The sequence below is a fragment of the Corynebacterium glyciniphilum AJ 3170 genome (assembly GCF_007673095.1).
Taxonomy (GTDB): Bacteria; Actinomycetota; Actinomycetes; order Mycobacteriales; family Mycobacteriaceae; genus Corynebacterium.
The window spans coordinates 51,291-74,550 of the sequence record NZ_VDYZ01000014.1 but is presented as its reverse complement, the minus strand read 5'-3'; the positions used below and the strand labels follow the sequence as shown (position 1 = coordinate 74,550).

Below are 23,260 nucleotides of genomic sequence, written 5' to 3'. Positions count from 1 at the left end.
CAGCTTACTGTGTCGTGTCCTCGTCCTCGACGTCGGTGTCCTCCGACTCGGTCGGAGCGGCCTGGTCCCCGTCACCCGTGACCGCCTCAGTCTCCCCAGCCTCTTCAGCTTCACCGGCAACGGCGTTGTCCACATCTTCTCCGGAGTCCCCGAAGTCCCCGGCGCCTCCGGCATCCTCCGGCTCAGTCGAGCCGGCCCCGGCGTCCGTGTCGTCCGTGTCGTCCGTCGCGTCGGGCTCCTCCGTCTCAGCGGCACTCCCGGCGTCCTCGACATCCTCGACATCCTCGACGTCCTCGTCCTGGGTCTCCGGATCCGGGAACTCGTCCCAGTCCTCCTCACCGGTACCGCGTTGGGCGTCCGCCGTGTCCCCTTCGGCGGTCTCCGTGACCCGGGCTCCCCTGCGCGACACCCACGCGAAGACAACAAGAGCAGGCACCACGATCCAGCAGGCGAATACCAGCGGGGTCAGCCACACCAGCGGCCCGGCCGAACCGTAGACACCCAGCGTCCCCCCGGACGCGAGACTCAGCAGGAGGCCCAGAACGCCCGATGCCACACCTGCGCCAAGAGCCGTGAACACCGGAGACTCCACGAATGTACGTGTGGCGAAGAACCGGTAGACAATCACCAGTGCAATCAACGCCGGGACGACAAGGAGCAGTTCGCCGAACGGCAGACCGGAATGAGGCACCGCCGCCAACACGGGCAACGGTGGCAGATTGGCGTTCGTCACGGCAAAGAGCGATGCCGACGCATCGCCGACGTGCATCTCGCTGCCCATCAGGATGCCGGATGCTCCGACAGCCAGATTCGGGAGATAGAGAACGGACAGGACGCTCAGACCGAGCTTGCCCCATGCGTCGGGGGTAATCGAATAGGCGTCCGCCAGAACCGACATATTGAGGAGCAGTTGAACCAGGGCCGCCACCAGTCCCGCGGCAAGCATCCAGCGGACGAAAGAGCCGGCCAGCCGAGCCGCCTCCACCGGCCAGGTCGGCAGGCCCCGACGGAGCAGCAGCGCCCTCCAGATCTTCGGCCCCAGTCCCAACACGAACACGAACCCGTTCAGCAGTGCAGTCGACAACAGAGCGACAGCCAGGTTCGGAGGCGTGACGGCGAAGACATGGGACGCGTCCCAGAGCGCCAACCACGCAAGGACAGTGAGCACCATGGGGACCACGACAGCCAGGACACCGAAAACCCTGATGTTGCGGACCGTGATCTGCGTGCCGCAGGTTCGACGGATCCTCCGCGAATGAACGAGGACGATCAGAGCTGCAGGCAGCAGAGGGACGATCCCGAGTTGAACCCCGGTGAACCCGACCGGGGCCAGGTTGGCGACCATCCAGAAGGATCCCACCATGGCCGGCACTGCGGTGAAGGTCTCGCCGATCCCGATGAGGACGGCGAGAGCGATGGCGACGGCCAGGGTGACCGCGTGACTGACCAGGATCGTCGGCGCGAACCGACGAATATGCGGCCCCCACAGTGCCCACCAGGAAGACAGTTTCCCGCGGAGCCCGCGGGACTCACCTGCCGGCGCGACAGTACTGTCTGCCGCGTCGACGCTGGCGCCGCCCTGCGTACCGGTCGCCGGGCGGGCGGAGGCATCTGTGGCACGGGACGGGACGCGCCCGTTCTCCCCGGCCACGAACCTCTCGGTGCCTGTGGTCGACGCTGTCGCACCACGATTCGAGTCGCGGCGCCGAGCATCCGGACCCCGGCGGGTCCCGCGGCGGGGCCGTTGTCGTCTCGAAGTCGGTCGCTGGGATTCGTTACTCACCTGTCCCATTGTGCACAACACGGCCTCACTGACCCGGCAGGCACGCCCACTCAGGAGCGTTACATCACACCTACCCCCGCCACACCCGTCACACACCGCCCGTGACCTGCCCGTTATGAAAGATACCTCCGAAATACCCCCCTCGCGTCACGATCTCACCGATATAGATTCGTGACCTTTTTCGCGAAGTGGCTTGCCCGGGGCGGGGCATGCCGATAGAGTTGCGACTCGTTGATAACGATCCGGTCACGATTTGAGACCGATCAGATGACGGCACGACAGCAAGACTACGGAGAGGTTCACTGAGAATGACTGTTGCACGGCGAGGCGGGTCCCACCGCAAACTGGACACCGCTGCCAAGCGTCGCATGGCGTTCGTCGCAATCGCCGCCACCGGCGTTGCCGCGGCAGGTGCCACCGGGGCAGGCGCCGCCACCGTGCACCAGTCCTCCGACCAGGACGGCCAGGGCGCCGGGGACATCTCCCTGGCAGCCAACACCGAACTCCTCGCCCAGGGCGCCGAGGGCAGTGCCGCCGGTGCCGATGTCGAGACCGCCGCAGCACAGATCCTGGCACTGCCGCAGACCACCCAGATCGAGAACCTCTCGGGCCAGCTGTCCAGCGCCCTGGAGTTCGACGCCGAGCGCGCCGCCGCCGATATGCTCTCCCGCGCACCGGAGGTCGTCAAGCCCGCCGAAGGCAGCTACACCTCCCCCTTCGCCATGCGCTGGGGCACCATGCACAAGGGCATCGACATCGCCAACGCCCTCGGCACCCCGATCGTCGCCGCCATGGCCGGCACCGTGATCGACGCCGGCCCGGCATCCGGGTTCGGCAACTGGGTCCGCATCAAGCACGACGACGGCACCATCACCGTCTACGGACACATGTCCACCATCGACGTGACCGTCGGTCAGCAGGTCCAGGCCGGCCAGAAGATCGCCGGCATCGGTAACGAGGGTTTCTCCACCGGCCCGCACGTCCACTTCGAGGTCTACCCCACCGAGGGCAACGCCGTGGACCCGGTGCCGTGGCTCCGCGAGCGCGGCGTCGAGCTCTAACTCGCCTCCCCCGTCATCAACACCGGGTGAACACCCGCTGTCCGACCGTCCCCACGGTCGGACAGCGGGTTTTCTGTGTCCCCCCTGTGTCTTCGGTGTCCGGCTGCCTACAGCTTCTCCATCGGCACACCACCGATGAGCATCAGCCGGACAGTTCCGTTGCTGCCGAAGTCGATCATCACGGTCGCACGTACACCCTGGCCGTCGACGCTCTTGACGGTACCGAGCCCGTACTTGTCGTGGTTGACCCGGTCGCCGACCTCAAGTTCGAGCTGCTTGCCCGACGAGCGCAGCGCACCCGAGGACCGTGACGGCCCGGAGGACGACTTCTTCGGGGAGCTGCGCCGGGACGTCCCGGCCGCGGACCACCCGCCACCGAAACTGGTGCCGTCGGCGTACCCGCCCGACGACCCCCAGCTGTCCGACCACGCCGGTGCCGGCTCCTCCCGGATCCAGTCCACGAGGTCACCGGGAATCTCCCCGAGGAACCGGGACGGCGGATTGTTCTGCGGCGTACCCCAGCTGGACCGGGTCATCGCCCGGGTGAGGTAGAGCCGCTTCCTGGCCCTGGTGATCCCGACATAGGCCAGTCGCCGTTCCTCGGACAGTTCGGTCGGATCGCCGAGCGCCCGCATGTGCGGGAACTGGCCGTCCTCCCACCCGGTCAGGAAGACCACCGGGAACTCCAGACCCTTGGCCGTGTGCAGGGTCATCAACGTGACCATGTCCTGCTCCTCGGCGGGAATCTGGTCGGCGTCGGCGACAAGGCTGACCCGTTCAAGGAACGCCTGCAGGCTCCCCGGCTCCGGTTCCCCCTCCGCCAGAACAGCATCCTCCTCTGCGTCCGGCGATGTCGACGATGTCGACGACGTGGACGACGACGGCATCGCTTCGTACGCGGCGAGGTTCGCCGCCTCCTGGGAGAACTCGTGGCCCACGGAGACCAGCTCGTTGAGGTTGTCCAGCCGGGTCCCGTCCTGCGGGTCATTCGACGACTCAAGTTCCGAGGCATAGGACGTCGCGTCGAGGACAGCCCGCACAATCGCACCGACGTCCGGGATTCCCAGCGACTCCCCGTCCGACGTCCGCATGACCGCCGACTCGGTCTCCGCCCGCAGTGCGTCCATCATCTCCAGGAATCCGGCGATGGCGTTACGTCCCCGGGCACTGAGGCCAGGCACCTCACCGCGGCCAGCCGCGGCCAGACCGTCCGCGAAACTCACGCCGACGTTCTCCGCGTGCACCCGCACCTGCGACAACGCCCGGTCGCCGATCCCGCGGCGGGGCGTGTTGATGATACGTCGCAGCCCTATCGTGTCATCGGGGTTGTCGAGGACCTTGAGGTAGGCGACGATGTCCCGGATCTCCTTGCGCTCGTAGAAGCGCGTCCCGCCGACAACGCGGTACGGCAGCCCGGAGCGCACCAGGACGTCCTCGACCACGCGGGACGAGTTGTTCGTCCGGTACATCACCGCGATGTCGCCGTAGGAGGCGTCCCCACGGTCGACGAGTTCGTCCACCGTCTGTGCGATGAACCTGGCCTCGTCGTGCTCATTGTCGGCGACATATCCACCGATCAGTGGCCCGTCCCCGGAGTCGGTCCACAGGTTCTTGTCCCGTCGGCCCTGGTTCCGGGCGATCACCGCATTGGCCGCGGAGAGGATGTTCTGGGTGGAACGGTAGTTCTGCTCCAGCAGGATCGTGCGCGCATGGGGGTAGTCGCGCTCGAACTCCTCGATATTGCGCACCGTCGCCCCACGGAATGCGTAGATCGACTGGTCCGCGTCACCGACGACACAGAGTTCACCGGGCGCGATGCCGCTCGCACCGGCGCCGCCGTCTCCACCGTCTCCACCGACCAGCGTGGACACGAGCACGTACTGGGCGTGGTTGGTGTCCTGATACTCGTCGACGAGGATATGCCGGAACCGACGACGGTAATGGTCGGCGATACCCCGGTTGTTCCGCAGCAGACCGACGACCTCCCCGATGAGGTCGTCGAAGTCCACGGCGTTCGCCTGGCGGAGCCGGACCTGGTAGTCGCGGTACACCTGCGCGATGGTCTCCCGGTGGCGGTTGCCGTCCTCCTGGGCCTCGCGGAGAGCCTCCTCCGGCCCCTGGAGCTCATTCTTCCAGTTCGAGATCACACTCAGCACCGCCCGCGGCGCGAACTCCTTCGCGTCCAGGCTCCGGTCCCGCAGGATCATGGTGACCAGACGCTTCATGTCGTCCGAGTCATAGATCGTGAAGTTGGAGTTCAGTCCCTCGACAAGCTGTGCGTTGGCGCGGAGGATACGCACGCACACCGAGTGGAACGTCGCCACCCACATCCGTTCAGCGGCCGGCCCCACGAGACCGCTGATGCGTTCACGCATCTCTGCGGCGGCCTTGTTCGTGAAGGTGATCGCCAGAACCTGCCAGGGTGCCACGCCCCCGGCGAGCAGCCATGCGATACGACGGGTCAGCACACTGGTCTTCCCCGAGCCCGCTCCCGCGACGATGAGCAGTGGAGAGCCCGAATGGGTGACCGCCTCGCGCTGTGCGGGGTTCAGCCCCTCGAGCAACTGGTCCCGGGTCTGGGCGCTCATCACCCGTCCCGGCGCGGAACCCGCGGTCGACGGTGCCGCCTGCTCCTGTGATCGCACCGGAGGCGCAGAAGGCAGCGGGGCGAGATGGGACGCCGTCTGCGACATCTCGGCGAGCACGGCGGCCGCGTCCTCCGGGGGCTGGTCGTCCTCGTCGGGCGGTGGTTCCCACAGGCCGTCCTGACCGTCCCACGGCCCCGTCGCGGGTTCCGCGGGGAGGGGGATCTGGTCGAAGGGGTCGGATTGGCCCGGATTCACTGTCGCGTTCTCCTGTCGGTAGGGGTCATGTTCACCCTACAACCCCGTACGGACGTAGAATCAGGGCCATGACGAACGACATGGAGTTCTCCAGCGGGACCGATGATCCGTTGTCCGACGCCCAGATCCAGGATTACCGTAAGGAGATCAACGAGCTGGACCGGACGATCATCGACGCGGTCAAACGCCGTTCGGAGATCTCGAAGCTGATCGGACGGACCAGGACGGCCTCCGGGGGGACGAAACTGGTGTACTCGCGGGAGACCGCGATCCTCAACCAGTTCCGCAACGAACTGGGCCCCGAAGGAATCGCCATCGCGAACTCGCTGCTGCAGCTCGGCCGCGGTCGGCTCGGAGCCTGACCCTCAGGCCATCCGGAACCCCGCGCCGACACCACCGGCGGCGTTCATCTCAGCGGCCACGGCGTCCCACGTCACCGCCATCACCGGCGAGTGCACAGGTCCCTGCAACGGGGTACGGCAGGACGGGACACCGGCGAAGCCACCGCTGAGGAGTCCGACGAGTCGTCCGCCCGCGTACACCGGCGCTCCGGAGTCCCCGTGCGAGGAGCACACGTGCATCGCGAACCCGGAGTCGGTGGCGAGCACGAGTGGTCCGCAGGTCGTGCCGGTCGCGATGCCGGTCTTGCAGACCTGGGCACCCTCGCCGGGCAACGGGCCGCCCACGCTACTGAGTACCGCCGCATTGTAGGAGTTGGTGACCTGCGCACTGTCATTCAACAGAATGATGCCGTTGTCCACCGCGCCACTGCGCTGGAACGTACCGATGACGGTGCCCTCCGGGTCGTCGGCGGACCGGACCTCGTCACCGGCGACCCCGCAGTGGCCGGCCGTGACGGCGACTGCATTGCCTGCGGCATCGTACCCTGCGACAGTGGTCGTACAGACGGAAGCTCCGACGATCAGGGGCGTCGACGGCCCGACCAGCACCGAGGGACGGGCCTGTTCAGCGGCGGCGGGGACACCGGGCGAGGTGAAGTACTGACCCTCGATGCGGTGCGGGCCCGGTTCCCCGGTGGCGGTGAGGACGTCGTCGACCACCTGGCCCACCGAGGGAAGTGCGTTGGCGGCCGGCGCGACCGCGGCCCCGGCAAGGACCGTGGCGGCGGACGCGACGGTGGCGACGGCCAGTCGACGAAGGGACCGGAGGAGCATCTGAACCACATCTTCTCTTGTGAGAGGCCGTGCCCGGATCCGGACACGTCACGTCAGTTTCTGCCGCCAGCCTATCCCGCCGCCGATGAATCGACCTGCAGAACACCCTCCCCCGTTCTACCTCCACCCCCGTCGATCCCCGGTCTGGTGATGTGGAACAGCATGCAGAATGACTGTTTATGCCCGGTGTCGCGAAAAACCACATTCACATGACCATATAACCGTTGACTTCCCACACATTCCCACAGATACTGGAGGCATGTACGCGCCACAACGGCAGGACGTGATCGCCGGGGAGATCCAGGACCAGGGTGGCATCTCCGTGTCCGAACTCGCCGAACGCTACAGCGTCTCGGCCGAGACCATCCGCCGTGACCTCGACGTGCTCGAACGTCAGCAGCGGGTCACCCGTGTCCACGGTGGCGCGGTGCCGTACCGGGTCCACAGCGGCAACGAGAACACCATCGCCGCACGGACCTCCTCCTCACGGGACGCCAAGGCGCGTATCGCCGCAGCCGCCGCCCGGCATTTCCCGCCGACCGGCGGTTCCGTCATCGTCGACTCGGGCACGACCACGGCCGTACTCAGCCACCACCTGGCCGAGCGCCCCGATCTGACGGTCGTCACCAACTCCGTTCTCCTGGCCTACCACCTGTCGCTCGAGGTCCCCGCCTCCGTCCCGCACCGTCTCCACCTCGTCGGTGGCCGGGTCCGCGGCATCACCCAGTCCGTCGTGGGGGCCGACGCCGTCGCCTCCTTGCGTGGCCTGCGTGCGGACGTGGCCTTCCTCGGAGCGAACGGGATAACCCCCGGCTTCGGATTCTCCACACCGGACCAGGCCGAAGCCCAGACGAAGTACGCGATGACCGAAGCCGCCCGAAGACGGATAGCCCTGGTCGACCAGGCGAAACTCGGGGAAGAACTCCTGTGTTCCTTCGCCACCACCGCCGACATCGACCTGCTCATCACCGACGCTCCACCCGACCACCCCGTCATCACAGGCCTACGACACGAAGGAATGGACGTGATTCACACGTGATCATCACCGTCACACCCAACCCCAGCATCGACCGCACCCAGCGGCTTCCCGGCCCGCTGGACGTCGGTGGGGTCAACCGGGTCGTCTCCGGTACCGACCAGGCCGGCGGCAAAGGTGTCAATGTCGCCACCGTCGTCCACTACGCCGGTGAGGACGTCCTCGCCGTGGTCCCCGCCGACTCCGGCGGAGACTTCGCCGAGCTGCTCCGCGCCGGCGACGTTCCGGCGCGTTTCGTCGGAGGCAGCGGTGTCAGGGTGAACCTCACCCTCACCGACGGCGACGGCGTGACCACCAAGATCAACTCGCCCGGCGACTCCGCCACCGACGGTCGGGCCCTGGCCGAGGCCGTCGACCAGACGCTGTCCGACGTCTCCGGCCAAGGGATCCCCGGCCCCCACTGGCTGGTGCTCGCCGGCTCCCTCCCTCCCGGATTCCCCGACGACTGGTACGCGCGGATGACCGCCACCGCCCATGAACAGGGGTTCCGCGTCGCGGTCGACACCTCCGACGCCGCACTCGCCGCCCTGGTCGATCTCTCAGACCGTAATCCCGCTGCTGCACCGGACCTCATCAAGCCGAACTCCCACGAACTGGCCCAGATCGTCGGCGGCGACGGCGACGCCATGGAGCAGGCCGCGGGCGACGGCGACCTCTCGACGGTCGTCGAGGCGGCATCCGCACTGACCGACCGGGGTTTCGGGGCTGCCCTCGTGTCTCTCGGCGCGGCCGGCGCCCTGCTCGTCACCCGCGACGACGTGGACGGCGGCACCGGGTCCTGGTTCTGCCCGAGCCCCACCGTCACCGCAGTGTCCACCGTCGGTGCCGGGGATTCGACACTCGCCGGATACGTGATCGGGGCCGTCCGTGGAAAGGACGCGCCAGAGAGGCTCGCCCTCGCCGTCGCCCACGGATCCACTGCCGTCACCCTGCCCGGGACCACCCTCCCCCGACCCGACGACCTACCCACCGCCCTCCCCGAAGCAAGGAGAGTATGACCATGACCACGCCACCTCCCACCACGTCGGGCGGTTCAGACGACCGCCCGGTCATCGTCCCCGCCCTGGTCTCCCTCGACGCCGACATCCCGGCCGAGAAAGAAGCGGTTCTCACCGAACTGGCTGACCTGCAGGTCAAAGCCGGACGTGCCACCGACACCACCCAGCTCCTCGCCGACATCCACGCCCGTGAGGAGAAGGCCGCCACGGGACTGCCCGGTGGCATCGCCATCCCCCACTGCCGTACCGCCGCCGTCGAGGAACCCTCCCTCGGTTTCGCCAGGTTGAAGACCCCCACGGACTTCGGTTCGGACGAGACCGACGACGACGGCAAGCCGCTGGGCACCGACCTGGTCTTCATGATCCTCGCCCCGGAAGGCGCCGGCAGCGCCCACATGAAGGTGCTGAGTACGCTGGCACGGGCACTGGTGAAGAAGGACTTCGTCGCCTCCCTGCGCTCGGCACAGTCGGAGGACGAGATCGTCACCCTGGTGACCGACGTCCTGAACAAGAAGAAGGCGAAGAAGAGCGCAGCCCCCGCCGAGGTGTCGGAGGCTGCGGCTGACAGCCCGGCGCAGACAGCGACCGAAACCGCGGCAGCACCGACGGCACCTGCCGCGTCCCAGACGGTGAAGCTCGTCGGCGTGACGTCATGCCCGACCGGCATCGCACACACCTACATGGCCGCCGACGCCCTCACGCAGGCGGCCGACGCCCGGGACGACGTCGAGATCATCATCGAGACCCAGGGCTCCTCCGGAGGCGACAAGCTCACCAGGGCCCAGATCGACGAGGCTGACGCAGTCATCTTCGCCCACGGTGTGGGCGTCCGCGACATCGCCCGGTTCGCCGGGAAGCCCGTCGTCGACGTCCCGGTGAAGAAGGGCATCTCGGACCCGGACGAACTCATCGACCGCGCCATCGCCGCCTCGTCCGCAGAGAACCCCACCCGCGTGTCCGCCAGCGGCGGGGACACCGGTGGCGACGACGATGACGACACCAACCTCGGGTGGGGACGGCGGATCCAGCAGTCCATCATGACCGGTGTGTCCTACATGGTGCCGTTCGTCGCGGCCGGCGGTCTGCTCATGGCCCTGGGCTTCGTCATCGGCGGCTACAACGTCTCCAACGTGTGGCAGGACGTGGTCCTCGACCACTCCCTGTGGAACCTGCCGGACAACCTGCAGTACACCCTCGACGGCAGTGACGAGATCCTCTACTCCGACCGTTCCGGAATCCTGCTCTACCTCGGTGCGGTGTTCTTCGGCGGCGGTGACACGGCGATGGGGTTCATCGTCGCCGCCCTGTCGGGCTACACCGCCTACGCACTGGCCGGTCGCCCCGGCATCGTCCCCGGCTTCGTCGGCGGTGCCATCTCTGTCCTGGTCGGTGCCGGCTTCATCGGCGGCCTGGTCACCGGTGTCATCGCCGGCCTGATCGCCATGTGGATCCAGACCTGGAAGGTCCCCCGCTGGCTCGGCTCGATGATGCCCGTCGTGATCATCCCGCTGCTCGCCACCCTCGTCACCGCCGCGTCCATGTTCCTGGTACTCGGACGTCCGCTGGCCGCGCTGATGGAGGCCCTGCAGAACTGGCTGTCCAGCATGACCGGGTCCTCGGCGATCCTGCTCGGACTGATCATCGGCCTCATGATGTGCTTCGACCTCGGTGGCCCGGTGAACAAGGCCGCCTACCTCTTCGGTACCGCCGGACTGTCCACCGGCGACACCGCAGCATTCCAGATCATGGCCACCGTGATCGCCGCCGGCATGGTCCCGCCGTTGGCCCTGGCCCTGGCGACCACGATCCGTCCGAAGTTGTGGACCAAGGAGGAGCGGGAGAACGGCAAGTCCTCCTGGCTGCTGGGCGCGTCCTTCATCACCGAGGGTGCCATCCCGTTCGCCGCGGCCGACCCGCTGCGCGTGATCCCCTCGATGATGCTCGGTGGCGCCGTGACCGGTGCCCTGTCCATGGCCTTCGAGGTCGGCAGCCGCGCACCCCACGGCGGTGTCTGGGTCATGCCGCTCATGGACAACTGGTGGGGTCTGATCATCGCCGTGGTGGTCGGCATGGTCATCTCCGCGATCACCGTGATCATCGTCAAGCAGGTCACGACCAAGGACCCGGAAGGAACACACTCCGGGTCTGAAGAGAAGGAACCCGCGACCGCATCCGCTTGATCTCGAGGGCTGTCAGGCCGCGCGGCCGTCGACCGTCATCGCACCGTCCGGCCCCACCCGGACATCGGCGGCGAAGGCGGCGGCGAGATTCATCCGCTGCCAGCTTCCCACCTCACGACCCTTCGACGACTGGTCGTCGAGCGGATACCCCGCCGGCAGCGCCGTCGCCGCCAGGACACGTGCACGCTGCCCCCAGTCCAATTCAGGGAACGCAGTCACGAGCAGTTCCGGCGCTCCCTGGGGCACGGTCAACGGGGCATCCGGATCACCCACCCGACGGAGCCCGTGAGTCATCCTCGACGTGAACTCGTCGACCGCGACCTCTGTCGGGCGGTACGGCGTGTCTGTGGCGACGGCCTCCGACAGTGGCAGCCCTGTCCGCCACTCCAGCTCGGCGCGGAGCTCCTGCCCTGCCTCGGTGAGGACCGTCCGCATCCTCGGGTCGTTCCACCGGTCCGCCGCCGCAGCCTGACCTGTCATCCGTCCGCCGATGACGTCCAGTGGGTAATGTACTCCCATCACCATGCGGTTGTAGCCTGCCTCGGCACCACGGGCCAGCAGCTGCGGTGCCAGCTCCGGCAGGAGCACGGCGAGCAGCGTGGTGGTCCAGCTCGCCTGGTTGGTGTGCCCGGACGGGAAGGCCGCCGACCCACCGAGATCGTACAGTCCTTCGTTACCCCCACCGGTGTGTTTCGTGATCCGGTCAGGAGCGACGACGAAGGGACGGTCGTAGTTGAAGATCTCCTTCTCGATCAGCGTGGAACTCGCCAGCCCACCGGCGCGGGAGAGGTACCCGGAGTCCATCAGGGCACGGATCTTCGGCAACCGGTGCTCCTGCAGCGACGTGCGCAGTGCCTGCCCGAGCGTGGAACCGAAGGCGTCGGACAACGCGGTGAGGAGATTGCCGTCATCGGCCGCAGCATCGACCTGGGCCCGACGCACGGTCCCTGGATCGGCACTGTTGTTGACCTCGACCACGGTATCGAGACTGTCCTCCATCACCTCGGGATGCCTGTCCCGGAGGTCGCTGAAGCTGCTGACGACGTCATAGTAGATGCCGCCGTCGTAGGAGCTCAGGTCAGAGATGTACCAGCCGTAGTCCGACGGAGACAGCGGTTCCGGTACCGGGGCACCGGGGTGCTGCACGGCCGGCACGGTGGCGGGGAGGTACTCCCCCACCGTCTCTGTGAGCGTCGCGGGGGCGACGGGTTGTGCGTTCGCAGGAACCGCCGACACCGTCCCTGCGATCAGGGACGCCACGAGCACCGGCGCGAGGCCGTTCACAGCGGTTCTGCGGATGGTTTTCTGACGCGTGGGCGACACCACGTTCTCCTCTGTCGTTCTCCGGCACAGGGCCACCGGAATTGTCCCGGACAGACTGATACTGCAGGATGCCGGTGGACGGCGGGTGAACTCGAGGTAATCCGGGCGAGAATTCCCGGCCTGCGACTTCCACGATGATGCCGACAATCACCGGTCTGGGGAGGGCACCGTGTGACTCAGCTGCCAGGATCGGCTGGAGCAGAGACTCTGCGGTGACCGATCCTGGCACCTGCCGAACAACGCACCCGTAGGGAAGAGAAGTGCTTGTCTCTTAACCCTCGTTTAACGCGGACATGCAGGAACCCCTGACTGGTGATGATCACCAGCCAGGGGGCCTATGTAGTAGCGGGGGCAGGATTCGAACCTACGACCTCTGGGTTATGAGCCCAGCGAGCTACCGAGCTGCTCCACCCCGCGACGGGTAACTGTCCCGGAGAACGTTGCTCTCCGTGTCAGCGACTCCCATAGCGTAACGCAGTCTCCGACAAATGTGAAATCACGGCCCGCAGAATGCAAAAAGCCCAGCGCACCGGGGTTTTTCATATCCCGGGGCGCTGGACTGTCCCACTGCTTCTTACTGGGCGTCTTCCACGGCCGCGTCCAAGTCATCCAGTGCCCGACCGAATTCCTCGAAGGTGCCGTTCTCCCGGGCGTCGTTGACCCGGTCCATGGCGTCGCGGATCGCCGACAGCTGGTCCTCCGACGGCTCAGCGCCTCCGCCCGAACCACCGTCCGGGGTCTCAGCCGCTGACGACGACGGAGTGGAGGTGGACGTGCTGTCGGAATCCGAGTCGGAGTCCGAGTCGTCCCCACCGGCAGCCGCGGCGTTCTCGTCCGCAGCCTCTCCTCCGGACTCAGCGATCTCCGTGGCCGCGTCCGGGTCGATGCCGACCTGCTCCAGAGCCTCACTGACCGTCGGCGCGTAGCCGACCGAACCGTTGTAGCTCACCAGCACGCGCAACAGCTTCGGGAACGCCGATTCCTGGTCGGCGCGCTGGGAGTAGACCGGCTCAACGTAGAGGATCTGCCCGTCGCCGACCGGCAACGTCAACAGGTTGCCGTTGGTCAGGGTGTTGGTGCCCTCCAGCAGGGTGCGCTCACGGGCGATCTCGTCGGACGACATCATCGTGTCCTGCGCCTGCTTCGGCCCCTGCGTCTGCGTGTTCGTCGGCAGCTGGCGGACGTAGATCCGACCATAGGTCTCCGGGTCAGAGCTGACTGTCATGTGTGCAGACAGGAACTCACGGCGCAGACCGCGGAACGGGGTGATCAGCTGGAAGCTCGGCCGGTTCGTCTCCGGATCGGTTGCCACCACGTGGTACGGCGGCTGGTTGAGCTCTTGACCGCCCTCAGGTCCCGTCGGGTCGCCCGGGACCGACCAGAAAGCGTCGTTCGTGAAGAACGTGCCCGGATCGTCCACGTGGTACTTGGCGATCAGTTCACGCTGAACCTTGAACAGGTCCTCCGGGTACCGCAGGTGCTCCATCAGTTCGTCGCTGATCTCCTCCTTCGGCTTCACCACATTCGGGAACACACCCTCCCATGCCTTGAGCACGGGGTCCTCCTCATCGAACTCGAAGAGGTCGACAGTTCCGTCGTAGGCGTCGACGACGGCCTTGACGGAGTTACGGATGTAGCTGACGTCGTTGGTGACGGCACGCTGCTGCGATGCGGGATCCTCGGTGAGGGCGTCCTCGGTGGCGGAGTCGAGCTGGGTGCGCTCGGAGTACGGCAGGTTCTCCAGGGTGGTGTACCCGTCCACGACCCACTTGATCCTGCCGTCGATGACGACCGGGTAGGTCTTCGAGTCGGTGGTCAGCCACGGGGCGACCTTGTGGACACGCTCGCGCGGGTCACGGTCGTAGAGGATCTTCGAGTCGTCGCCGATGACGTCCGACAGGAGGATGTTCATCTCCTGGAACTTCGCGGCGTACAGCGCACGGTGGAAGATGTTGGAGACCCCCACACCGCCCTCGCCGGTGTAGGTGTACTCGGAGTTGTCCGTGTCGTACTCACGCGGTGTGCCCGATCCGTCGTCACCGACGATGGCGTAGTCGGCGTTCGCAGCATCCGCCCCCGCGATGACCGGTCCGAAGTAGATGCGGGGCTGCTCCATCTCCAGGTCCAGCTCGCCGGTCTGCCGGTCGTTCTCCATGTTCTGCAGGTCGGCGACGGTGTAGATCGGGTAGCCACCACGGGCGGAGGCGGCGTCCTGCGCGACCTCGTCCACGGTATTCGCGGGCGCGGCGATGAAGCCGTTGCCGTGGGTGTAGACGGTGTGCTGGTTGATCCAGTCCGTCTGGTTGCCGGACAGTGCATTCGGGTCGATCTCGCGCGCAGCGACCACGAAGTCCCGCATGTCGCCGTCCACCTCGTAACGGTCCACCGAGAGTTCGTCGGGGAAGCCGTAGAAGTTACGCAGCTGCTGCTGCTGGGTGAACGTCGGCGACAACACGTCCGGGTCCAGAAGGCGGATATTCGACAGCGTGGCGTCGTCGTCGGCGATGGAGCGGCGCTCGCTGGCGTCGCCAGAGGACTGGCCGCCCCAGTTCCGTTCGTAGGTGACCTGACCGTCCGGGTTCTCGTAGCCTTCGCGGGCGCTGTCCTCGGCGGTCTCGATGCCGTAGGCCTGGCGCGTCGACTCGATGTTGCGGGCGATGTACTCCCGCTCCTTCTCGGCGCGGTTCGGGTTGACCGAGAACTGCTCCATCACCGCCGGCCAACCCACACCGATGGCGAGGTTCGCCACGATCATCAGACCGACGGCGAGGGCCGGGACACGCAGGTCCTTCAGCAGGATCGAGCTGAAGAACATGGCGGCGACGAACAGGGAGACCACCAGCAGCAGGATCTTCGCCGGCAGGATCGCGTTGATGTCGGTGTAGGAGCCGCCGGTGAAGGTGTCGTGCTGGTTGTTCAGCAGCGCGTACCGCTGGAACCAGTAGTCGACTGCCTTGAGCAGCATCCAGATACCGGCGATGATCACCAGCTGGCGACGCGCCGGCGCACCGATGCGGGCCTTCTCACCGGCCCTGGGGTTACCCGTGCTGATCGTCCCGAGCAGGTAGTGGGCCAGCAGGTTCACCAGGAACGCGACGATCACCAGCACGGACACGGTGCCGAGCACGAACGTCAGCAGGGGCAGGGTGAAGGCGTAGAACCCGAGGTCCATCTGGAACTGCGGATCCTCGACGCCGAAGTCACCGCCGGAGAGGAACAGCCGGACTGTCCGCCAGTTTCCCTGGGCGATCATGCCGGTGATGACACCTGCGATCAGCGGGACGATGATGAGGAACGGACGGATGGCCTTCCGGATCTCCGCGCGGTTCGCGGTCAGCGGTGAGTCGTCACCCCCGAGCCCGATCTCGGAGACGTCGGGGAAGTCCGACTCTTTCGGCGCGGCCCGGAACGCGGCGAAACACGCACCCCAGACGATGGCAGCGGCCACGAGCCCGAACACGATGAACAAGATCACCCGGGTCACGAGAACGCTGAGGAATATGGCCTGGAAGTCGATCGAACGGAACCACTGCAGTTCCGTGTAGTTCGAGACCAGGACCGGGACAAGGAAAAAGAGCAGAGCAATCACGACGGCGACGGTGCCGAGGATCTTGGATCTGCGTCCTGGTTTTGGAATCTCCGGGATGCTCAAGGGTTCAGTTCTCTCCTGCTGTCGGTCATGAGAGTCGGCCCGACCCCAGGTTCCGGCGGGGATGACACCGGATGCGCGGGCTGTCGGATTCCGACGACAAAACTGTCTGCGTCTAGACTACTGTCCGCACCCGTCCGCCGTCACCGTGAGGTCCTCCCAAGATGAACGCCAGTAACCACACGAGCGACATCCGTCCGCTCAACGCCGCCCTCCGTGAGGCCGTCGACTTCGTGCACGCCGAAGGATGGGACCGCCCGGCGACGTTGTTCGCACTGGTCCCGACCGAACTCGTGCAGGACGTCATCGCCGCCGGAGACAATGACGACGACAGCGACAACTCCCCGCTCTCCCTGGTCGTCCAGGACGACCTCCCCGACCATATCCGCCCCGGTTCCGATGAACTCGGCGAATACATCGCGACCGTGCGGTGGCCCGACGTCGTCGTCGGGGCCGTGCTCGCCCAGGAGATCATGTTCCGCAATTCCGCGGATCCGGACGCCACCCCGCGTCAGGCGCGGATCTTCACCGGGGTCGTCGACGGAGGGCCCGACCGCACACTGCTCCAGTTGCGTCCGTCCGAGGACGACATCGCCGCCGACCCTTTCGCCGAGGACAAGGTCGAGCTGCTCGGCGGCATGGACGGGGCCGAGATCGCCCCGGGTGTCACCTCCATGCTGCGCTTCACCTTCGAGGACTGAGTCAACCGCAGGTAGGGGCGTCTCCGCCGTTGTTGTACTTCTCCATCGCGTCCACCGCTCCGTCGAGGGAATCGACCGACAGGAGGTCGATGTCACCGTCGTAGGACATTCCCGTCGCCTCACTGCAGTTGCCGGACGGAACCAGGAAGACCTCGGCGCCGGCATGCTGGGCGGCGGCGATCTTGTGGGTGATCCCGCCGATCGGGCCCACGGAGCCGTCCGCCGAGATCGTACCGGTACCGGCGACGAACTTTCCGCCGCTGATGTCACCCGGGGAGAGTTTGTCGACGACGGCGAGCGAGAACATCAGCCCGGCGCTCGGCCCCCCGATGTCCTTCAGGTTATAGCGGACCTTCAGGTCCCCGGCCGGCTGAGCCACCATCGTGACCCCCAGGTACGCCTTGTCGGACTCGCCGGCGTCCTCAGCCGCCGTCGCAGCGGAGTTGCTCCGCAGTTCCTCCGGCACCTCGCCGAGGGTCACTGATTCTGTGATCTCGTCCTGTCCACGCCGTACCGTCAGCTCGACGTCGTCGCCCGGGGAGTGCTCGGCGACGGCGTCAGCGACCTCCGCGGGAAGTGTCACGTCCGTGCCGTCCACCGCCGTGATGACGTCATTCTCGCGGAGCGTCCCCGCGGCCGGCGCATCATCGGCGATCTCGTAGACCGTGGTTTCCAACGGCCGGTCGAGATAGCCCATCGCAGCGACGGTCGCATTGGACTCGGATGCCGCGAAAGCTGCGGCGTTCCGACGGGCGACCTCCTCCGGAGTCGAGTCGGACGGTATGACCTGCTCGACAGGAACGATGGTGTCATCGCTTCCCAACCACCGCTTCATCGTCTCAGCGAGACTGAGTTTGGTCCGCACCGCGACAGTCGTCATGTTGAGCTGCCCCTCAGAGTCCGCCAGGTCACCGTCGAGTTCCGCATCGGTCCCGGTGATGTCCACGACGGGCGTGCCGTTGACCTCGCCCAGCGTGTCGTAGGTCGGCCCCTCGCCTTCCGCCGCGAAAGGCACGGTCAGGTTCACGTCGGTCCCGGGAATCGTCGGGATCGCGAGCAGCGCCACCAGTGCAACGACCGGAAGCAGCCCGACGACGACGGTCCGGAACCGGCGTCGACCACCGGCGGTCGACGGTGTGCCGCCGGTGCTGCCGCTGCTGCCGGTACCTTCGGTGGAGTCGGTGCTGCCACCGGTGTCACTGTGGGGAGGAATACTGGAACTCACCCCGGTCACCTTACAGCCCTGCCCCGACATCCACGGTGTTCGCTGTCAGCGCACGGACGACGGTGGGGAGCACGGAAGCTCGCGGGTAGTCTCGTGGCATGAGCAATTTCGGATTCGGTTTCAACGGCCCTGACGATGAGTCCGACGACGAGCGTCGGCGGCGGGAGAACGAGAACGGAAACTCCGGTAACGACCCGTTCGGCTTCGGAGCGAACCCGTTCGGTATGTTCTTCGGTCCCCAGGGCGGCCAGGGGGGTCAAGGCGGCCAGCAGGGACCGGGTCTGGGAGACATCCTCGGCCAGTTCGGTTCGATGCTGAGCGGCTTCGGCAAGGACATGAACTCGCCGGACGCGCAAGGGCCCGTCAATTACGCCCTCGCCGAACGGATCGCACGTCAACAGCTCTCCGGCAGCGCGGCGAAGAGCAGGCCCGCCACGAAAGACAGCCAGGCCGTGGCCGAGTCCGTGCGGCTGGTGGAGCTCTGGCTGGACGAGGCCACCACCCTCCCGGCCGGTGCCACAGGCTCCGTCGCCTTCACCGGGGCCCAGTGGCTGGACGAGACCCTCCCGCGGTGGAAGCGGGTCATCAACCCACTCGCCGAGAAACTGGGCGATGCCACCATGGAGGGGATGCCGGAGGAGATCCGGTCCCAGATGGGCCCCATGATGGGCATCTTCAGCCAGGTCAACGGCATGAACTTCGGGATGCAGCTGGGCCGTGCCCTGGGCGAACTCGCCGGCAGTGTCGCGATGTCCACGCAGTGGGGCATCCCGCTCGCGGAAGGCTCGGTCGCCGCCATCGCCACCGACCGGCTCGACGACCTGTCGAAGAAGCTCGGTGCCGAACGCCGGGAGACACTGATCTACCTCGCCGCACGCGAAGCCGCCCACCTACGGCTCTTCCAGCATGTTCCATGGCTGGTGGAGCGGGTGATCCTCGATGTCGAGGAGTTCGCCACCGGACTGAGCCTGGACAATTCCGCACTCGAGGAGGCCAGCCAGGACTTCAACCCGGAGATGCTGGGCGACCCGGAGAAGCTCCAGGAGATGATGTCGCAGCTGCAGAACTCCGACCTCTCCCCCACCATCGTCTCCTCCACCGACCATGCCCGCGTCCGACTCGAGACAAGCCTGTCGCTGATCGAGGGGTGGGTCGACGTCGTCGTCGGTGAGGCACTGGGTGAGCGACTCCCCGTGGCCTCGAGCATCGGTGCCGCCTGGTCGGTCTACCGCGACAACGACCAGCCCGGGATGGAGTCCCTGGTGAAGACCGTCGGAATCAGCCTCTCCGCCCCGAAGGCCTCCGAGGCCGCGGAGCTGTGGCGACGGCTGACCGTGGCCGTGGGTACCGAACGTCGCGACGACGTCTGGAACCACCCGGACTTCCTCCCCGTCGACAGCGACCTCGACTCGCCGGCCGGGTTCATCGACTCCATTCTGGCTTCCCAGGAGGACGTCGACGGCTTCGACCCGATCGGCGAGATCGAGCGTCTCGAGCGTGAGATCAACAAGGGGTTCGACGCGCCGGAAGACCCGGAAGACTCTGACGACGAGAACGACAGCGGCGACGGGGACAGGTAGTCAGTCCACGTCTCCGGACTCGTCGCCCCGTCCGACGCCCCACCGTCCGTAGGCTTCCAGGTACCCCGCAGCGCGTTCCGCCTGCGGGGCTTTTGCCGCCCACGCATGGAAGTCAGGCCCGTGGTCCGGAATCCAGGTATGCACCAGTTCATGGATGACCACTGAATCAAGGACATAACCGGGAACCTCCTTCAACCGGTCAGAGACCCGTATCCGGCCGGAATCCACCGAGCAGCTGGCCCACCGTCGTGTCATGTTCCCCACCCAGCGCACACTCCGGAACTCGGCCCGTCCTTCCAGGTACTTGTCGTTGAGTTCCGCCGCACGCAGCATCAGGTCATCGTCCGACGCCTGCCCCGCGGCGGCACTGTTACGCCGCCGCACCCGTTCAACCAGGTCGGAGGTGCTCCGACGCAGATTCGCCGCGTCCATGGACATCGGGGCGAGCACGATCACCCTCCCCCGTTCCATCCTCCCTGCGATGGTGCGCTCACGACGCGCGGACAACCGGATCTCGACATCCGGGGCAAAATCGTCGACGACCTCGAGTTGAGCCCTGGTGGGGGTACGTCGTCGTCCTGCCATGTGTCACCTTCCGCGGTCTCGTCGACCCGCTGCACAGTGGCGGAGCGCAGGCTACACTGTGCATGTCGAGAGCTTGTGTGCCAGTCAGGGGGATTTTACATGACATCGACCGTCGTCGGGGGCGACAACATGGTGATACTGAGGGACGCCACCTCGCTGATCCTGCGCTCCCCACACCATCTCCAGTTCGGGACGTTGCCGGGACACTCGCTGGTTCTCGCGATGCCTCCGGGGGTCTCAGCGAACCAGGTGATGCTTGTCGTCCGGGAGACGATGCGTCCCGTCGCGGCAGGTGAGCTGGAGACGAGACTGGGACACTGCGGATTCACCGCCGAGCACGCCGCGGGTGTGGTTGACGACCTGCGGGCCGCAGGTCTCCTCCGGGCTGTGCCTGCCACCGGGGCGACGGTCCAGACGGTCCATGTCACCGGCCCGTCCGCCATGACTTCGACCGTCCTGCAGGACCTGATGCGACGCGGCGTCACCGCCGCAGCAGTCACCCCGGGAGCACCCGCCTTCGGACGGTTGGACCCCTCGTCCCTGGTGGTCCTCGCCGGACAGCTGTTTCCGCCCCAGGATGTCAGCCACCGGCTGATGGCCCAGGGAGTCCCGCACCTGCCCTGCGGTGTGGTCGACGGCAGAGTGGTGGTCGGCCCGCTGGTCCGTCCGGGCGACACACCGTGTCTGACGTGCCTGGACACCCAACTCCTCGGCGAAGACCCTGACTGGCGACTCATCCGCGCCCAGACCCCCGGCAGTGTCGGTCGACCGGGGTCCGGGATGACAGAGGTCGCCTCGGCGATCGTCGCCGACATCGTCCGGAATGCGCTGGGGCCCGGGAGGCCACTGTCGGACTGGACGCCGGAGGGACTGGATACACGACGGTTCCTCGACCCGGTGGGGCTGACCACGTCGCGGATGCTTCCGGTGCGTCTCCCGGGATGTCCGTCGTGCCGGGCGGCTCCTGCGCGGTGAGTCCTGTCCCGACCCGGCTCAGCGGAAGTTACGGATGATGCCCAGGATGTCCTCCCCGAACTGCTCGACCTTCATCGGACCGATCCCCGGCACCTGGACAAGCTCCTGCACCGTGGTCGGAGCCCGGTGGCAGACCGCACGCAAGGTCGCGTCACTCATCACGACATAGGCGGGGACGTCGCGTGACTTCGCCGTGGCGCTACGCCAACCGCGCAGCTCTGTGACCAGGACCTGGTCGATGTCTCCGGCGTGGGCGTCACACAGTCCGAGGATGCGCTGCTCCGGGGTCGTCAGACGGACCCCGCAGGTGTCGCAGGAGTCCCGTGGTTTCGACTTCGGTGCTTTCTGTGCCGCAACACGCTCCGCCTCCCAGGGGACCATGCCGTCGAGGAACCGCGTCCGTCGCCGGGTCGCCTTGCCGCCGGGCTGCCGGGCCTGTGACCACGACAGGTGGAGATGTTCCCTGGCACGCGTGACCCCGACGTAGAGGAGCCGGCGTTCCTCCTCGACAGCGTCCTCCGAATGCGAGCCCTTGAGCGCGTGCCGGATGGGAAGCGTCCCGTCGACGAGTCCGACCAGGAACACCGCGTCCCATTCGAGTCCCTTGGCCGCGTGGACGCTGGCCAGTGTCACTCCCTGCATCCGGGGCGGGTTCTTCGCCTGGGCCCGCTCCTTGAGAAGCCCCATCAACCCCGGCAGGTCGAGCCCCGGGGTCGTCGCCGTCAGTTCGCCGGCCAGATCCGCAAGGGCGCTCAACGACTGCCACCGCTGACGTTCCTGGGCACCCTCGGGCTCGCTCGGGGTCAGGCCGACGGGCAGCAGGACGGCCCGGACCTGGTCGACGAGGCTACCTGCCAGCTGGTCCTGCGCATCATCCTGGTCCTGAACCCGGGCACGCGCCTGCACCTGTCGTGCCGCCTGACCGAGTGCCTGCACCGCCTGACGGATCTCGGCACGCTGGAAGAAACCGTCGCCCCCCTTGACCTGGTAGGCGATACCCGCCTTGTCGAGGGCGTACTCGAACGCCGCCGACTGGGCGTTGATGCGGTAGAGCACCGCGATCTCCGCGGCAGGCACACCCTGCTTGATGAGTTCGGCGATACGACGGGCCACATCGTCGGCCTCGACCGTCTCGTCCGGGTACTCGGAGAACTCCGGGTCCGGGCCCGGTGGTCGCTGACCTTCCAGGACCAGTCGGGTGCCCGCGGCCCTGCCCCTGGCCTGGCCGATGACACGGTTCGCCAGATCAACAACCTGCGGCGTGGAACGGTAGTCGCGGTGAAGCCGGACCGTGGTGGAGTCGGGGAACCTCGTGGAGAACCTCAGCAGGTGGTCCGGGGTCGCACCGTTGAAGGAGTAGATCGTCTGGTTGGCGTCGCCGACAACCGTGAGGTCGTCCCGGTCACCGAGCCAGGCGCCCAGGAGACGCTGCTGCAACGGCGTCACATCCTGGTACTCGTCGACGACGAACGTGCGGTAACGCTCCCGGAATTCATCGGCGACGCCGACCTCTGACTCGAGCAGGCCCGCCATGGACTGCAGGAGGTCGTCGAAATCGAGCAGCACCCGGTCAGGTGTGGCCTTCGCCTGCTCGTACCCCTCGAAGATCTTCACGAACTTCTCGGGGTCCACCGGGCAGTCCCGGCGGTCCGGCCCGATGTGTGACGGGTAGGACGTCGGGGCGATCAGCGACGCCTTGGACCACTCGATCTCGCCGAGGAGGTCGGCCAGCAGCGTACGGTCCGGTTCCAGCCCGACGGCGCGGGTGATCCTGGCGACCAGTGGAAACTTGGAGTCCAGCAGTTCCCAGGGTGTGCCCCCCATGACCTTGGGCCAGAAGTAGCGCAACTGGTGCATCGCCGCGGCATGGAACGTCTTCGCCTGCACCCGGGCCACACCCATCATGGTGAGCCGTTCCCGCAGTTCCGCCGCCGCCCGGTTGGTGAACGTCACCGCCAGGACATGGTCGGGGTTGACGAACCCCCCGGACACCAGGTGGGCGATCCGGTGGGTGATCGTCCGGGTCTTGCCGGTGCCCGCTCCGGCGATGATGCTCACCGGGCCACGGGGGGCGGTGGCGGCCCGGAGCTGTTCAGGGTCCAGTGCATCCAGGTTGAGCTGGTCGAGTCGTCCTGACACGGTTGGT

16 protein-coding genes and 1 tRNA gene are annotated in these 23,260 nt (G+C 66.9%); 8 read left to right on the top strand and 9 right to left on the bottom strand.

Translation table 11 applies throughout. The features are described from left to right. Positions 1–4: 4 nt before the first annotated feature. Positions 5–1,792 carry a cell division protein PerM gene (locus FS507_RS13630; RefSeq protein ID WP_440130362.1) on the bottom strand — a complete coding sequence of 596 codons (1,788 nt, stop codon included), beginning with the start codon at positions 1,790–1,792 and terminating at the stop codon, positions 5–7. 299 nt (positions 1,793–2,091) lie between these two features. Here FS507_RS13630 and FS507_RS13625 point away from each other — a divergent pair, with 299 nt between their 5' ends. Further along, on the top strand, positions 2,092–2,844 hold the full coding sequence (locus FS507_RS13625; protein WP_145943328.1) for a M23 family metallopeptidase: 753 nt from the start codon (positions 2,092–2,094) through the stop codon (positions 2,842–2,844). A gap of 107 nt (positions 2,845–2,951) precedes the next feature. On the opposite strand, the gene FS507_RS13620 is transcribed toward FS507_RS13625, so the two are convergent. Next, entirely contained in the window at positions 2,952–5,687 is a 2,736-nt protein-coding gene (locus FS507_RS13620) for a UvrD-helicase domain-containing protein (RefSeq protein ID WP_440130361.1), read from the bottom strand. A gap of 68 nt (positions 5,688–5,755) precedes the next feature. Between FS507_RS13620 and FS507_RS13615 the strand changes: the two genes are divergently transcribed. Further along, positions 5,756–6,049, top strand: a complete 294-nt coding sequence (locus tag FS507_RS13615; RefSeq protein ID WP_145943327.1) for a chorismate mutase — start codon at positions 5,756–5,758, stop codon at positions 6,047–6,049. Positions 6,050–6,052: 3 nt separating this feature from the next. Here FS507_RS13615 and FS507_RS13610 read toward each other — a convergent pair whose 3' ends face one another. Next, on the bottom strand, positions 6,053–6,862 hold the full coding sequence (locus tag FS507_RS13610; protein ID WP_145943326.1) for a S1 family peptidase: 810 nt from the start codon (positions 6,860–6,862) through the stop codon (positions 6,053–6,055). A gap of 259 nt (positions 6,863–7,121) precedes the next feature. Here FS507_RS13610 and FS507_RS13605 point away from each other — a divergent pair, with 259 nt between their 5' ends. The 3 genes from FS507_RS13605 to FS507_RS13595 are packed head-to-tail and all read left to right on the top strand — an operon-like array spanning position 7,122 to position 11,076. Continuing rightward, positions 7,122–7,901: a DeoR/GlpR family DNA-binding transcription regulator gene (locus FS507_RS13605; protein WP_145943325.1), complete on the top strand. Its 780-nt coding sequence runs from the start codon at positions 7,122–7,124 to the stop codon at positions 7,899–7,901. Then, a complete protein-coding gene (locus FS507_RS13600; RefSeq protein ID WP_145943324.1) occupies positions 7,898–8,896 on the top strand; it encodes a 1-phosphofructokinase family hexose kinase in 999 nt (332 codons plus the stop codon). Before FS507_RS13605 ends, FS507_RS13600 begins: the two co-directional genes overlap by 4 nt. A gap of 2 nt (positions 8,897–8,898) precedes the next feature. Continuing rightward, entirely contained in the window at positions 8,899–11,076 is a 2,178-nt protein-coding gene (locus tag FS507_RS13595; protein WP_145943323.1) for a PTS fructose transporter subunit IIABC, read from the top strand. A gap of 12 nt (positions 11,077–11,088) precedes the next feature. Here the strand turns inward: FS507_RS13595 and FS507_RS13590 are convergent, their stop codons facing one another. The 3 genes from FS507_RS13590 to FS507_RS13580 all read right to left on the bottom strand — a co-directional run bounded on the left by FS507_RS13590 (position 11,089) and on the right by FS507_RS13580 (position 16,051). Beyond that, positions 11,089–12,399, bottom strand: coding sequence for an acid phosphatase (locus FS507_RS13590; RefSeq protein ID WP_260853481.1), 1,311 nt, complete (start codon positions 12,397–12,399; stop codon positions 11,089–11,091). Between the two features lie 343 nt (positions 12,400–12,742). Beyond that, a tRNA-Met gene (locus FS507_RS13585) sits at positions 12,743–12,816 on the bottom strand. Between the two features lie 157 nt (positions 12,817–12,973). Continuing rightward, positions 12,974–16,051, bottom strand: a complete 3,078-nt coding sequence (locus tag FS507_RS13580) for a UPF0182 family protein (protein WP_145943322.1) — start codon at positions 16,049–16,051, stop codon at positions 12,974–12,976. A gap of 161 nt (positions 16,052–16,212) precedes the next feature. Here FS507_RS13580 and FS507_RS13575 point away from each other — a divergent pair, with 161 nt between their 5' ends. Then, on the top strand, positions 16,213–16,749 hold the full coding sequence (locus FS507_RS13575; RefSeq protein WP_145943321.1) for a PPA1309 family protein: 537 nt from the start codon (positions 16,213–16,215) through the stop codon (positions 16,747–16,749). A gap of 1 nt (position 16,750) precedes the next feature. Here the strand turns inward: FS507_RS13575 and FS507_RS13570 are convergent, their stop codons facing one another. Then, positions 16,751–17,836 carry a YlbL family protein gene (locus tag FS507_RS13570; RefSeq protein WP_260853487.1) on the bottom strand — a complete coding sequence of 362 codons (1,086 nt, stop codon included), beginning with the start codon at positions 17,834–17,836 and terminating at the stop codon, positions 16,751–16,753. A 236-nt stretch (positions 17,837–18,072) separates the two neighbouring features. Between FS507_RS13570 and FS507_RS13565 the strand changes: the two genes are divergently transcribed. Then, positions 18,073–19,554, top strand: a complete 1,482-nt coding sequence (locus tag FS507_RS13565; RefSeq protein WP_145943319.1) for a zinc-dependent metalloprotease — start codon at positions 18,073–18,075, stop codon at positions 19,552–19,554. On the opposite strand, the gene FS507_RS13560 is transcribed toward FS507_RS13565, so the two are convergent. Further along, positions 19,555–20,139, bottom strand: coding sequence for a M48 metallopeptidase family protein (locus FS507_RS13560; RefSeq protein WP_145943318.1), 585 nt, complete (start codon positions 20,137–20,139; stop codon positions 19,555–19,557). A gap of 99 nt (positions 20,140–20,238) precedes the next feature. Between FS507_RS13560 and FS507_RS13555 the strand changes: the two genes are divergently transcribed. Continuing rightward, the gene (locus tag FS507_RS13555) at positions 20,239–21,114 is read left to right on the top strand and encodes a TOMM precursor leader peptide-binding protein (RefSeq protein WP_145943317.1); all 876 of its coding nucleotides are present in this window, start codon (positions 20,239–20,241) and stop codon (positions 21,112–21,114) included. An 18-nt stretch (positions 21,115–21,132) separates the two neighbouring features. Here the strand turns inward: FS507_RS13555 and FS507_RS13550 are convergent, their stop codons facing one another. After that, complete coding sequence (locus tag FS507_RS13550) at positions 21,133–23,253, bottom strand: ATP-dependent DNA helicase UvrD2 (RefSeq protein WP_145943316.1); 2,121 nt, start codon at positions 23,251–23,253, stop codon at positions 21,133–21,135. Positions 23,254–23,260: the final 7 nt, after the last annotated feature.

What these genes read in the sequence shown, in the direction of transcription:
- FS507_RS13630 (WP_440130362.1), bottom strand. Translation starts at nt 1,792, where the DNA reads ATGGGACAGGTGAGTAACGAATCCCAGCGACCGACTTCGAGACGACAA.
- FS507_RS13625 (WP_145943328.1), top strand. Translation starts at nt 2,092, where the DNA reads ATGACTGTTGCACGGCGAGGCGGGTCCCACCGCAAACTGGACACCGCT.
- FS507_RS13615 (WP_145943327.1), top strand. Translation starts at nt 5,756, where the DNA reads ATGACGAACGACATGGAGTTCTCCAGCGGGACCGATGATCCGTTGTCC.
- FS507_RS13610 (WP_145943326.1), bottom strand. Translation starts at nt 6,862, where the DNA reads ATGCTCCTCCGGTCCCTTCGTCGACTGGCCGTCGCCACCGTCGCGTCC.
- FS507_RS13605 (WP_145943325.1), top strand. Translation starts at nt 7,122, where the DNA reads ATGTACGCGCCACAACGGCAGGACGTGATCGCCGGGGAGATCCAGGAC.
- FS507_RS13595 (WP_145943323.1), top strand. Translation starts at nt 8,899, where the DNA reads ATGACCACGCCACCTCCCACCACGTCGGGCGGTTCAGACGACCGCCCG.
- FS507_RS13575 (WP_145943321.1), top strand. Translation starts at nt 16,213, where the DNA reads ATGAACGCCAGTAACCACACGAGCGACATCCGTCCGCTCAACGCCGCC.
- FS507_RS13565 (WP_145943319.1), top strand. Translation starts at nt 18,073, where the DNA reads ATGAGCAATTTCGGATTCGGTTTCAACGGCCCTGACGATGAGTCCGAC.
- FS507_RS13560 (WP_145943318.1), bottom strand. Translation starts at nt 20,139, where the DNA reads ATGGCAGGACGACGACGTACCCCCACCAGGGCTCAACTCGAGGTCGTC.
- FS507_RS13555 (WP_145943317.1), top strand. Translation starts at nt 20,239, where the DNA reads ATGACATCGACCGTCGTCGGGGGCGACAACATGGTGATACTGAGGGAC.